This is a genomic window from Metamycoplasma hyosynoviae, from assembly GCF_004365165.1.
Lineage (GTDB): Bacteria > Bacillota_I > Bacilli_A > Mycoplasmatales > Metamycoplasmataceae > Metamycoplasma > Metamycoplasma hyosynoviae.
In genome coordinates, this window is the sequence record NZ_SOCH01000005.1 from 39444 (window position 1) to 53647 (window position 14204).

Genomic DNA, 14204 nt, shown 5'->3' on the forward strand with positions numbered 1-14204 from the left:
AATGCCCACACACCCGTGATACCTGTATTTTGGATTATTTGCAGGACTATTAATATTGTTAATCTTTAGTGCGATATTTTCATCAACTGAAACCGCATATACCTCTATAAGCAAGGCAAAAATTGAAAATTTGATCGAGCAAAAAAAGATAGGTGCAAAGCTAATTAAAAAGCAACATCAGTTTTTTAATAGAACTTTAGGAACTATATTAATTGCTAATAATTTAGTAAATATTTTAGCCTCAGTTTTATTTTCATATATGCTTGCAAAACTCTTTAATATAGCCGAAAATGTTCAAATTATTATATCAACTGCAGTAATGACACCTATTATTGTTTTCTTTTCTGAAATAATACCTAAGTTAGTAGGTAAAGCTAAACCCCTTGCAGTTATAAAAAGCTTTTATTGATTTATTGAAATGTTATATTGATTATTCTTTCCAATAACATTTCCAATTAGTAAAATTGGCAAAAAGATTTATATCACCAATACAGAAGAAGATGTTAAGAACTTGCTTGAAGTTGCAAATCAAGAAGGTGTACTGGAATTAGGTGAATCATCTATGGCTAAAAACGCATTAGATTTAGATTCAACAAAAGTATCACAACACTATGTAAAAATTAAAAATGTTGATTATATAGATTGAAAAACTTCGATGCATGATGCACTTGAAAAATTTAGAGAAACTAATTATTCAAGAATACCTGTTGAAAAAGATAATAATTTAATTGGTATTCTCCATCTAAAAGATATTTTCTTTTTACAAAAAGGAAATATTATGAACTTCATAAAATCAGTTCCTTCAGTATCGGCTAATTCAATATTATCGGTTGCACTTGAAAAAATGAGACAAGCTCGTGCACAAATGGCATTCGTGGTGAATAATAATAACTCAGATAAGATTATTGGAATTATCACCATAGAAGATATTCTTGAAGAAATTGTTGGTGAAATTTACGATGAATTTGATGATGATGAACAGATTTATGAAATTAGTTTAGAAAGATGTAGAGCTAAAGGTTCTACTAAAATGAAGACAATTTGGAAACAATTAGAATTCGATGAACTATTTGATTTCAAATTGTTAGATGAAGAAGAATCGGATACTTTATCGGATTGACTAACAAACAAATTAAATCATCAACTAAGGGTAAATTCAAAATTTACATATAATGAAAAAATTGATTTTAAATTAATAGAAATTAAGACAGTTAAAAATAAAAAAATGGAAATATTTGAAATTGAATGAGGAAAGTAGAAAAATCTTTTATCTACTTTTTTTATTAATTTATTTAAATTTATTATAAAATAAAAAAGTTATATATTGATGTATTCTTATTATTCATAACAACAATAATATAATCTCATTTACTATAACAAAAATTATTTTAAAGGAGATAAAACTCCTTGGCTATACAAATTCTCAAATAGCCCAAAAGTCCAGAAGGAGAACAATGTCTAATTACGAAATTTTTATTCTGACTAAGTCTGATATGCCAGAAGAAAATTTAAAGAAAATTTTAACTACAACATTAAAATTGTCTGACATTAAATTGGAAAAATTAGAAAGAACTGAGTTATCTTATCCAATTAAAAAACAAACTCACGGAAATTATTATTTAACTTTGGTAAAAATTGGTTCAGAACACATTTCTGAATTAGTTCGTAAGTTAAATATCAACAAACAAATCTTAAGATATTTGGTTATAAATAGAGATACCGAAAAAGGTACAAAACCTAGACGTAGAACAAATAAATACGTTGAAAAGGTTAATAAAATGAAAAATGCTGCTTTTCAAAAAAATAACCAACAACAACAAAGACCAACACAACCTAGCCAAAATACAAATCCAGAAGTTAAGACACATAAACCTGTAGAAGAATCAACAACCAAACCATCAGAAGTTAAAGAAACTAAAAAAGAAGTTAAAACTGAAGAAAAAGTTGACAAGAAAAAGACAACAAAGACTATGAAAATAGAAAAAGAACAAAAGTAGGAAATCATTATGAACAAAGTACTATTAATCGGTCGTTTATCGGCTAAACCATTCGCAGGTAAAACAAATTCAAATATTGAATATTCAAGATTCACATTAGTAGTTCCAAGACAATTTCAATTATCAAACGATAATCCTGATTATATTCCATGTATTGCTTGAAGAAACAATGCTGAATTCATTAACAAATATTTAGATAAAGGTTCATTGGTTCACATTGAAGGAACATTTCAATCAAATAGAATTACTAACAGTGAAGGAAATTCAATTAACAATTACTCAGTAAGTGTTGATAGAATTGAAACTTTAGAATCAAGAGCAACTGCGGAAAACAGAAGAAGAAATAGTAAAGAATTTAACATCCCATCAGAAGAAGAAACACAAAAATATTCATCAAATTCAAACAATACTGAATCTGAAACATCTGCTTCTGAACTAATTTGAGATGAAGACTAATAGGAGAAGTATCTAATGGCAAGAGTTGTACCTAAAAAACTTTTTGTTCGTAGACGTCCATGTCAATTTTGTCTAAATAAACTTATTCCTGGTGATTATGTTGATTACAAAGAACAAAGTCTTTTCTATAAATTAATTAATATGCATGGAAGAATTTTATCTTCTCGTATTACTGGAACTTGTGCAAGACATCAACGTGCTGTTGCATTAGCAGTAAAAAGAGCAAGATATATGGCTATTATTCCTTACATTGGTCCATTACCTAAAAGAGTTTTACCAGCTGATGCAGCAAAAGATGGTAAACCATCAACACCAAATACTTTTGAATCAAAAAAAGAAACTAAAGTAGCAGCAAAAACTTCAGAAGAAGTTAAAACTACTAAGAAAACTGAAACTACCCAAAAAGTAGTTAAAGAAAAAAAATCAAAAGAATAATCTTATAAATAATGGCAATTACACAATTGTCATTTTTTATTACTTATAATTATTTAATTATGTGAAAGTTTTTAAAAGGTTCAACAAGCCAAAATAGTTGATATTCTCATAGCGGGAAAGAACTTGTTTTCTGAGGGCGTTCTAATGTTGGAAAGTCTTCTTTGATTAATGCTATTTCAGGTGATAAGATTTCTAGAACCTCACAAAAACCCGGCAAAACTCGTGAAATAAATTACTTTGAAACAAATAACGGCAAAATCATTGTTGACCTGCCGGGATATGGATATGCCAACGTTTCAAAAAAAATGCAAGATAAAATTAGCGGATTAATTGACCACTACTTTACATTCTCTCAAAATGAAAAAGAAGTTTTACTCTTGCTGGATGCAAAAATTGGTGTCACTGCAATTGATAAAGAAATGATAAATTACTTGATGTCTAAAAATCTAGTTGTGCATTTTGTTTTTACAAAACTAGATAAAGCAAAGCAAGAAGAAATATATGCTTCAAGAAAGCAAATTAATGAAATTTCAGAAAATATAAATATTTTCTTTGTTTCAAATACAACCAAAAAAGGTATCAACACACTCAAAGAATTTTTAAATATATACTAGTCTTAAATTGTATGCTCCTTTTAATATGTTTTAAAAAGCAAAAATTCCAATATAATATTAAATAATATGAACAAGAAAACAAAATTAAAATTAATACTACTATTAATATTTTTATTTGTTGTTCCAACAATCTTTTTCTTCACTACTTTCTTTTGGATTCAAAGCGAGAAATGAAAAATAATTGTCGGTGTATTTTATGCATTATGACTTATAGGAATTGGAATATCTTCGCTATTCTACATAAAGAATTTAAATAAATATAATTACAAAATCATCGAAGGTGTAAATTTTTACATAGAAAATGAGATTTCAAAATATGGTATGGGTTCTATACTATTCTTGGATAATGGAAGAATCATATGAATTTCAGATTTTATTCAAAATCGTTTTACTCGTAAGATTATTGGTAAGAACATCAAAGATGTTTTTAAAATTGATTTTCTAAAAGAAACAAATGATTTTGAATATGAATATGATAACTTCAAATATGAAATCCATGTGCTATATGAAAAAAATATGTTGATATTCAAAGATATTACAATTCGTAGCAATATCATAAATGACTATAAAGATCAACGTGTTGTATTTGGTGAAATTAATATAGATAACATTAACTTGTTTCAATCAAACTATTCAGCTGATGAAGTATTCAAAATTTATTCTCTTGTAATTAATATCCTTGAAAATTTATCTAAAAAATATGACTTTGTTTATCGTCAATATGAAAATGGAAAATTTTTCATTATTACTAACTTCCAAACCCTTCAATTATTTGAACAAGAGGAATTTAGTTTCTTCACTGAAGAAAATTTTGTATATGATGAACAAAAAAGTGTATCAATATCAGCCGGCTTTGCTTATGGAATACTTGAGTACAATGTTCTTGGTGCGTTAGCAAAAGAAGCGCTATTGCAATCTCAAACTCGTGGGGGTAATCAAATTACCGTACTTACTAAAGACAGCAAACCAAAACACTATGGATCACATTCTGAAATTAGTATCAATATTTCAAGAACCAATGTTAAATTAATTGCTCAAATTCTAATTGACAAAATTTCATCTGATCAAATTAAAAATGTTGTTATTTATGGACACAAAAATGCTGACCTTGATGCAATAGGTTCGGCTTATGCAATTTATACCCTTGCAAAATCATTTGGTAAAGAAGCCTATATTCAAAATAACATTTTTGATGACACTGGAAAACGTCAAGTTGATAAACTATTTGCTAACACTCCTGATGTTTTTGTTACACCGAAATTTGCTCAAACTATTACAAATGAAAACACACTTGTTATTCTAACTGACGTTTGTGACGAAGAAAGAATTGAAAATAAAAAAGCATTTAAAGGTGCATTGAAAAACAACATCATTGTTATAGACCACCATAGAATCTTAACAATGCCTACATATGCATATATCAACAATATTTACATCGACTCAACTGCATCATCTGCTTCTGAAATAATTACTGAAATAATTGCTTTAACTAACAATAAAGATCGTTTGACACTAACTGCAACTCAACTTTTATTAGATGGAATTTATTTGGATACAAATAATCTAAAAAAACATACTTCTTCAAAAACATTTTATGCATGTTCATTGTTGGAACAATGAGGAGCTAGTGTAGAAAAATCAACTGCTTGTTTAAAAATAAGTGAAGAAATAGATATTAAAGTTAAAAAACTTATTGAAAACTTGCAAGAAGTAAAACCTGGATATTTCCTTTCTTATGCTGATATTGAAGTTTCAAATGACATTATTGCAATAGCTTCAGAAGAAATTTTGAAGATTGAAGGACGTAAAGCTTCATTTGTTGTAGGCAAGTTAGAAAAAACAAATATTTACAAATTATCAGCTCGGGGTTATAATACAAATGTACAAATCATTGCAGAAGCGGTAAATGGTGGTGGACACTTTTCTTCATCAGCTGCTGAAAGTACTGAAGAAATTGAAGTATTTGTAGACAATATTAAACAAGCTATAGTGAGTGTGAAAAATGAAAATAATAATAATTAAGCCATTTCAAAACTACAAAGTAAATGAAATTGTTGAAGTTACAGATGGATATGCAAAAAACTTTTTGATAAAAAAAGGCTACGCCCATCCTCTTAATAATATGACAATGAATAGCCTTGAACGTGTAAAACAAAAACTAGATTTACAACTCCAAGAAGAAATAGACCGTGCTAACGAAACAAAAAATAAGATAGAAAATCTTACATTAAACTTTGGTTTAAAGACAAACGGTTTCATAGTTCATGGTTCAATTACAAACACCGCAATACTAAAAGAACTGAACAAACACGGCGTTCAAATTCAAAAAAAATGTATTTTGGCTGATGCAATTAACACACTTGGAATGCATGAAGTGAAGATAAAATTACACGAAAAAGTACTTGCAACACTAAAAGTTAAAGTCGAAGAATTATAAAAAGAAAAGGTATAAAACAATGTTTGATAAAGAAAGGGAAGAAGTTATAGCTAACATTGAAACGTCGCTTCTAGGCGTTTTAATTCGTTATCCTACGGCCTATCAAGAAATAGCGGAAGTTTTAAAAAGCGAAATGTTTCACTTTAAAGCTAACCAAAAACTTTATGAAACTATAGCAGAAGTTCAACTTTCTTCCGAAGAATTTGACATTACAATTTTGCTTGATTACATCAACAAAAACAAACTCTCTTCTGAAATTTCTTTTGTGGGTATGGCTCCAATAGATTATCTACCATGACTTGCTAAAAATGCAGGTTATTATGCTGAACTCAACAACTATGTCAAAAAAATTATTGACCAATACAAAGTCGACAAAGTTCTAAATTTAATCGAAAGTACCAAAACCACAATCCAAAATAAACCATTTGAAATCAAAGATTTAATTAATGATTTACAACTTCAACTAATCAACATTGACGTTTCTGAAATTAATACGACATATACCACACTTTACAATGAAGCCAATGATGTTGTTAATAAGATTATGGCACAAGATGATGCTACCGATGATGTTGGACTTAAATTTGGTTACCGTGAACTTGACAACATCTTACTAGGTGCTAACCCTGGAGATTTAATAATCTTAGCGGCTCGTCCTTCTATGGGTAAAACCGCATTTGCCTTAAATATTGCTTCTAACGTAGTTAAAGAAAGCAATTCAAAAGGTGATAGAGTGGGAAATAATGTTTTATTCTTCTCACTTGAAATGTCTACCAATCAACTTGTAACTCGTATTCTTTCAATTCAATCAGCTATTCCAATTTTTAGATTACGTACAAAAACGCTATCTAAAAAAGACTGGTCTGAACTACGTTGAGTTAAAGATTCTATGGAACATCAAAAACTTTATTTCAATGATAAATCATCACTTACCATTTCGGATATTTCAACACTTGCAAAACGTTTTGCCCAAAATAACCGCGTTGATCTAGTAATTATTGACTACCTTCAATTAATAGGAACCTCTTCAAAAGCCTACAATGAAAACCGTCAATTAGAAGTAAGTAAGATATCAAGGTCATTAAAGCAACTTGCTCGTGAATTAAAATGCCCTGTACTAGCACTAAGCCAACTAAGTCGGAACGTTGAAAAACGTGAAGATAAAATGCCTATTCTAAGTGACTTACGTGAATCAGGAACAATCGAACAAGATGCTGATATTGTTATGTTCTTGCATAGAAAAGACTACTATCAACACAAAAAATCAGCTTCTATGACAGATGATTCAAAAGGTGATGATATTGAAGGTAAACAAGCAAATGATGATATTTCACTTACAAATGTTATTGTAGCCAAAAACCGTCATGGTGCTACTGGACAAATAGTGTTAGCATTTGAATCTAAGACCAACAAATTCTATTACGAAAACTTTATTAAAAATACAGTGAAGGGAGAAGACGGTGATAAAAACTACTAAAACAAAGAAAAAAATGACACCTGAAGAGAAGAAACTTTATAGAAAACAAGAACTAGAAAGAATTAATCCTTATAAGTTAAATATTTTCAATATTTGAAAAAAATTTCCTAAGAAAATAATGTGAATGTTTGTAAGTGCTTTTTTATATAACATTGCCATTGCGGTGTTTTTATCAAAAGCAGCTACAATTGCCAGTGGTACTTCATCGTTTGCTCAATTAATAACATTCTTAGCACCTTCAACTAGTGCATATTATGGTCTTTTCTATGTGGCGGTTAATGTGCCATTAATGATTGGGTTTTACTGGAAGAACCCGAGATTATTTATGATACTCACTTATTATTGAATGTTCTTCCAAGTAATTATTCAATTAATATTTGCTGATTATAATGGGAATAATCCAATTCCACGTTTAATTTCTGAGTACATTTCAATTTATAAGCCTAATGGTAAAGGTTCGTGATGAGATCCATTTGGAACTGATATTAGAATTCCAGGTAATGAAAATGCCAAAGGTGCAGTTTGAGATGGCAGCACCTGACCTGTATTAGTTTATGTAGCAATTGGTGGGCTTTTAGAAGGATTAGGATCAGCTATTGCTTGAAAACAAAGAGGTTGCATTGGTGGTACATCGGTTATTTCTAATTACATCGCTTATAAATACAAAAAACCAGTTGGTAATATGTTCTTGTTAATAGCACTTTTCTTTTCAGGATTTTCAACAATTGTTATTGGTTCGCTAGAAGCAGCAGGTCAAATTGCAAAACGTGAATGACGTGGTGAACAATTTTTAGTTAGAATGTTTGGTACATTTGTTTATCTAATTATTTTTACATTAATAGTTAACAAAATGTTTCCTAAGTACAAAAAAGTTAAGATTGAAATCTTTTCAAATAAAACCGAATGGGTATGTGAACACTTTAAAAAAATTGGTTATATTCACGCATTCAATATCTTCTATGGAATTAGTGGGTATAAGCATAATGAACTTGCTAAAATTGAAACCATTGCTTTATATTTAGAAAAAGATTTAATCTTTGAAGAAATTGCCAAAGTAGATCCCAATGCTTGAATATGTACTTCAAATATCCATGATCTCAATGGTCACTTTGACACCTCTTATATTGATTAATAAACTAACTTTCAAATTAATAATTAAAAACACTAAAAAATCTAGGCAATTATTCAAAAAAAATTTTGCCTAGATTTTTTTCTTTACTTTGAAAAACTTAATTCTTTATTTTTTTAGATTCTAATTTAGTAAATATCTTTCTCATTATTTCATTGCATTTTTGCTTGATATCTTCAATATCAAGATAAACAAATTTTTTGTTTTCATAAATTACCTTACCATCAATTATTGTGGTTAATACATCGCTACCATTAGTTGAATAAATAAGAGAAGCCACTGGGTCAATATTAGGTGTATGAGTAATATTGTGAAGATCCATAATAATTAAATCAGCAAGATATCCTTCTTGGATTTTACCCAACTCATTTTCAAGTTGCATTGCCTTAGCACCATTATCTAACACCATTTTTAATGTAGTTTTAGCATCCATTGCTTTTGGATTATAAGTTGTACCTTTTGAAAGAAGAGATGCAAATTTCATTTCTTCAAACATATCAAGAGTGTTATTTGAAGCGACTCCATCTGTACCTAATGATACGCAAATACCTTCATCCAGATTTTGGGCAAGTGGCATAATACCACTTGCAAGTTTTAGATTAGATACTGGATTATGTACCACACACACATTATATTTTTTAGCAATTTCTTTTTCTTTTTCAGATAGTCAATCACAGTGCGCCGCAATCAAGTGATGTTTTGTAAAACCTAATGAATGTACAAATTCAAGCGGAGGCAATTTATATTTTTTAATTGAATTGTCAATTTCAGTTTTACTTTCATTTAGATGCATATTTATAGCTAAATCTAATTTATCAGCAAGTTTTAAAGCTTTTAACAAATCTTCTTTTTCATTGGTATAAACCGAATGTGGTCCAAGTGCAGTTTTAATTAAACCATTTTCTTTGTTATGCCATTTATTATATAAATCTTCTGCTTCTTGTAAACGCTGGTCTATATTATTGCTATTTAATCCACGTGTTATTATTCCACGCATTTTGGCTTTTTGTAAGGCTCTAGCAGTATCGTCCATAAAAAAGTACATATCAATAAAAGAAGTAGTTCCAGTCGAAATCATTTCAGCCATTGATAGCAGCGAAGAATAATAAACATCTTCAGGTTCTAGTTCATCTTCAATAGGAAAAATATATTTATATAGTCAATCTTCTAGATTAGTGTCACTACCATAGTTTCTAAAAACGCCCATTCCTGTGTGAGTGTGAGCATTAATAAGTCCTGGCATAACTAAATTATTTTTAGCATCAATAATTTTGCTAACTTTTAAATTTTGTTCTTCTTTACCTACATAAAAAATCCTATTTTCTTTTATGTAAATTAGTGCATTTTCAAGCACATCAAAATTTTTATTATTAGTTAATATAGTGGCGTTTTTAATTAATAGATTCATATTTTTCTCCTAGATACTAAAAATATTTTAAAGTAAATAAAAATAAAAAAAGCAAAGATGAGAAACTTTGCCTTTTGCGATTTTTTCTCTATATCTTTAGATATAGTAAGTTATTTTATATATTTTAGAAGATATTTCTTTTTTACTAAAATTGCACAATCTAAATTCTAATTCTACTTTATCATCAGATTTTTTGACTTCAATTTCTGGGTTAGAAGTTCTTTTACTTTTAGCTGGTTTATCTTTGTTAACGAATGTTATTTTTGTATCTCAATTTTTAATTTCTAATAATTTTTCACCATCGTTAAGTTCGGTAGAAAAAGCATTCATTTTGTAGTCATAATAAATTTTGTCATTTTGAAGTAGAGTGACTCAATTTTCATCTTGTTGTTCAAATTCAATATTAGTTGTATTAATAGCAAATGAATCATTGTATTTTCAATTTTTTTGAAGAATGGCATCTTTGTTTGAGGCAGTTTCAACAACTTCAAAATATGCTTTTTTCAATATACCAGTAAGAACTTTATATTCCTTGTGAGTATTTCTAGGTTCTGCTTTTTCTTTTAAAGTTATTACTAAAACAGGTTCAGATTCATCTGAATAAACTAGTTCAACTATAGCCAATTCAGCGCCTTTTTCATCTAGATATTTAATAAATTGTTCATTATTTTCAGTTTTAGTTTTAATTTGTTTAGTTAAATCAGAAAATTTCTTTTTATATTCACTGATTCTTAGATTAGGATCAGCGCCTTCTAGTTCTAATTCTTTGCCTTCTAATAATTTTAGAAGTGGACTTATTTTAAAACCAGAAATAATACCAGTAGGGACAGTTCCTTCGCCTCATTCGGTTTTAATTCCAAAGTATAATAATAAACTGCCTAGGTCTGCATGCGAATCATCTATTTTGGCAATCTTGATTTCGTATTCACAACCATATTTTTCTAATATAGTTTTAGCTTGTACTTCAGTCGAATTTTTTGTAAATTTAAATTTTTCTAGTTTTTGTTCATTGTTTAAAGTATTAAATTCGCTTGCAAATAATTTTGCATACATATTTTCTTTATTTTTAACATCTAAAACTCCCAATTCGCTTACTATTTCATCAATACTAATAACCTTGAATTGAATTTCAGAAGTTATAGTTTTCTTAACTGTACCATCATCTTGATCCTCTAGTTCTAATTGTAAGATACCAATACCATCTTTTAATTTTGCTGTCGGAACTATTTTAACAGAAGTTAATTTAACTTTTGCATCAGTTAATTTTTGTTTGAATGTAGCATTATCTGAAATTTTGTCAGATATTAATTGAGCTTCTAAGTTAGAAGAATGTTGTTGTCTATATTCATAGAAATTTATATCTGATTGAGAGCCTGATAATTTGATTTTTCCAGTTTCATTTATAAAGTTACTTAACTTATTTGCTTTAAAACCTGCAATATCAAAACTTTTTGTTTTTTCTTCGCCTTTATAAAAAGTTATTGTTAGTACACCGGTTGTAGAATCACCCGGTTTTTCTTCTAATTCAGCATTAGTAATAATTGTTTGATTTGAAGTTAGAAATTCTGCAAGACTTAGACTATTAATTGTTCCGGTTATTTTTTCTTGTAGAGTGAATTTAAATTCTTTTTTATAGCTATCAACAGTATGAGTTGCTTTATCTTCTAGATCAACAGCAGTAATTTTCTCTAAAACTTTATCTAGTGATAAATTAACTTTAAATCCTGCAATAATGTATTCTTTTTGATATTCTGCTGCAAATTGGTTTGACTTAAAAACAAGAGTTAATTTTACAGTTCCTTCTTCTTCACTTTCTTGATTTAGATAGAATGTTTTAATTTCAATTCCATTTGCTTTTAAGAAAGAAAGATATTCAGGAGTGGCACAAATTTCTTCAAAAGGCTCTGATTCATATTGAATAACATATTCATAAGGTAATGATGAGCCTTTATTGTTTAAGTCAATTGAACCCGCTTTTTCAATAACTTGTTCGAATGTTAATGCTTTAAATTTATTAGCTGGAGTAAATTCCTTTGTTATAAATTCATTTGTTTCGTTGTCTTTTAAAGTTATTTTTAGAGCATATGATCCATCTTCATATTTGAAGGCACTGATTTCAACTACTTCTAGTGAATAGTTTTTAGCTGCAATTTCATTTTTAATGGTTTCTGCATTTTTGCTTTCAACTTTAATTTTTGTTTTCAAATCAGCATTTGTTTTCTTATATTCAATGATGTCACTTGATTCTGCACCATCAAGTTGAATATTTTCTAAACTATCAAATAAATCAGCTAATTTATTTTCCTTGAAAGCATTTGTTAATGTATATTCTTTTTCCTTTGTTTCAGAAATTTTTGTAAACTTAACTTTTAACTTGGCATCTTTTGAATTGCCTTTTACTTTTTCAAGTATCACAGTAGCTATAATTGCATAAGCAGTTAATTCTTCTTTGGTATTTATATTATTTGAAGATTTTAATTTTTCAACTAATTTATCACCATTAAGTTCTAAATACTTTTCTAATGTAAGTTCAGTTGAGCCTTCTAAAGATAATTCTCCTAAACTATTTGCAACTTCTTCAAGTGTTTTCTTTTGTTTGAAGCCAGTGATGGTATATTCTTTACTTTCTTCTTTGCCATCTTTACTGAATTTTATCGATAATTTTCCAGAAGCGCCATCAATTTCACTAAGTGAAATTTCTGTATTAATAGTATAACTATTTAAATATTCATTGATAGTAATGTTTTCTCCAAAATTATCAGTTGAAGTTAATTTTGAAAATAAATCTGAGAATGTTAATCTATATCCGTCTAATGAATATTTTTCTTTATCTTTTAAATCAATGCTTGTGATTTTTGGAAGAACTTGTTCAAGTGGGAGATCTTTTAATAATCCTTGGATTTGATATTCTTTTTGTTTAGATTCATTTGTAACTACATTTTTAAAAGTTAAGATAACTTTTGCAGTTCCTGCAAGTTTATCTATAGTTTCAAATTTGATTTCTATTTGAACATCAATTATTTCATTTAAAAACTCAGTTGTAGTTTTTCCGGGAATACCACTAAAAACTAAGTTATCAACTTTAATTGATTTTTTATAACTTTCAGTAGTGTTTTTGTTTTTATCATTTAAATCCAAATCACCAAGTTGAGCAATAACATCATCAACTTTTACAAGATATTTCCTAAATTTAATTGCATAAGTTTTTGTTAGGCTATTATTAGATTTGAAAGAAAAAGTAAGTTTTAAACTAGCAGTTCCTTCATTTTTGTTAACGTCGGCAAGTTCGGCTTTAGTAATTGTAATTTCATTTTTAGTTAAATAAGTAGTAACATTGTTTTGCTTATCAGAGGTTAATGATTTCTTTAAATTTTCTTCAGTATTATCATATTTATGAGCGTACTGATTTTCAGAATCTTTTATACCTATTAAACCAAGTGAGTTAATTAATTGGTCTTCTTGATACTGGATTTGTTGTTGAAAACCTAAAATTTCATATTTTTTTTCAAAAAATTGATCACCTAATGAATAAGAAATAGTAAGTTCGGCAATACCAGCATTATCATCTTTAATTTTTAAAATAGGAGTTAATGAAACTTTAAATTCAGCAAAATATTCATTTGCCTTTTTACCTTCGAGTGAAGGTAAAATAATTTTTTCTTTTAGTTTTTGTGAGTGTTTTGTAATGAAATTACTTACAGTAGATGTTGATTTATCTAGTAAATCAACATCGCCTACTTTATTTACAATTGCTTCTAATTTTTTCTTAAAGCCACTTAAATTAAGTTTAAATGTTTTATCGGTTTTGCCATTTTTAGTAGGCAGTAATGTTAAAGTGGCAATTCCTTTTGTATCATCAAAATCTAGTTTTTGAATTGTATATTTAACAGTAGTTTTAGAGCTTATTTCAATATTTTTTTCAACATCAGATGCAAAAAAATTCTCTTTATTTTGATTGTTCTTGAATTTTATTTTTATGTCTTCTTCATAGTTAATTTTTTTGCATGAAACACTTAGTGGAATTAAGGTTCCTGGAATAGCAAAACTAGTTAACAATAACAATTTTTTGGGTCGCATATAATTTTCCTTTTAAATTGCTGATTTGGTTATATATAAAATTTTAATTTAAATTTACGCAAAATATTTTTTTATGAAAAAGCAGGGAAATTAAAAGCGATTTTTAAGCTAGTTTTTTTATGTAAAAAAACAAAAAATTTTAGATAAAAAATAGGTTTTTTTGACCTCGAAAAA

General features: G+C 28.0%; 10 protein-coding genes and 1 pseudogene. 9 read left to right on the plus strand and 2 right to left on the minus strand.

Annotated elements, in window-relative coordinates:
* Position 1: 1 nt before the first annotated feature.
* The 9 genes and pseudogenes from JN03_RS09715 (at position 2) to JN03_RS09730 (ending at position 8548) form a co-directional block, all read left to right on the plus strand.
* On the plus strand, positions 2-1258 hold the full coding sequence (locus JN03_RS09715; RefSeq protein WP_036440305.1) for a hemolysin family protein: 1257 nt from the start codon (positions 2-4) through the stop codon (positions 1256-1258).
* Between the two features lie 196 nt (positions 1259-1454).
* On the plus strand, positions 1455-1997 hold the full coding sequence (rpsF, locus tag JN03_RS02730; protein WP_119863707.1) for a 30S ribosomal protein S6: 543 nt from the start codon (positions 1455-1457) through the stop codon (positions 1995-1997).
* Positions 1998-2006: 9 nt separating this feature from the next.
* Complete coding sequence (locus tag JN03_RS02735) at positions 2007-2453, plus strand: single-stranded DNA-binding protein (RefSeq protein WP_036440308.1); 447 nt, start codon at positions 2007-2009, stop codon at positions 2451-2453.
* A gap of 15 nt (positions 2454-2468) precedes the next feature.
* Positions 2469-2708, plus strand: a pseudogene (gene rpsR, locus JN03_RS10035) (30S ribosomal protein S18); the annotation flags it as partial.
* Positions 2709-2899: 191 nt separating this feature from the next.
* The gene (yihA, locus tag JN03_RS02745; RefSeq protein WP_241033041.1) at positions 2900-3502 is read left to right on the plus strand and encodes a ribosome biogenesis GTP-binding protein YihA/YsxC; all 603 of its coding nucleotides are present in this window, start codon (positions 2900-2902) and stop codon (positions 3500-3502) included.
* A gap of 66 nt (positions 3503-3568) precedes the next feature.
* Positions 3569-5524, plus strand: coding sequence for a GGDEF domain-containing protein (locus JN03_RS09720; protein WP_134076683.1), 1956 nt, complete (start codon positions 3569-3571; stop codon positions 5522-5524).
* Positions 5505-5939, plus strand: coding sequence for a 50S ribosomal protein L9 (gene rplI, locus JN03_RS02755; RefSeq protein ID WP_036445549.1), 435 nt, complete (start codon positions 5505-5507; stop codon positions 5937-5939). Before JN03_RS09720 ends, rplI begins: the two co-directional genes overlap by 20 nt.
* Positions 5940-5958: 19 nt before the next feature.
* Positions 5959-7416, plus strand: a complete 1458-nt coding sequence (gene dnaB / locus JN03_RS09725) for a replicative DNA helicase (protein WP_036445552.1) — start codon at positions 5959-5961, stop codon at positions 7414-7416.
* A complete protein-coding gene (locus JN03_RS09730; RefSeq protein WP_036458043.1) occupies positions 7400-8548 on the plus strand; it encodes a YitT family protein in 1149 nt (382 codons plus the stop codon). Before dnaB ends, JN03_RS09730 begins: the two co-directional genes overlap by 17 nt.
* A gap of 97 nt (positions 8549-8645) precedes the next feature.
* On the opposite strand, the gene JN03_RS02770 is transcribed toward JN03_RS09730, so the two are convergent.
* Together JN03_RS02770 and JN03_RS02775 are read right to left on the minus strand one after the other, a co-directional pair.
* Positions 8646-9953, minus strand: coding sequence for an amidohydrolase (locus JN03_RS02770; protein WP_134076684.1), 1308 nt, complete (start codon positions 9951-9953; stop codon positions 8646-8648).
* Between the two features lie 96 nt (positions 9954-10049).
* Positions 10050-14030, minus strand: a complete 3981-nt coding sequence (locus JN03_RS02775) for a lipoprotein 17-related variable surface protein (protein WP_134076685.1) — start codon at positions 14028-14030, stop codon at positions 10050-10052.
* Between the last annotated feature and the right edge of the window lie 174 nt (positions 14031-14204).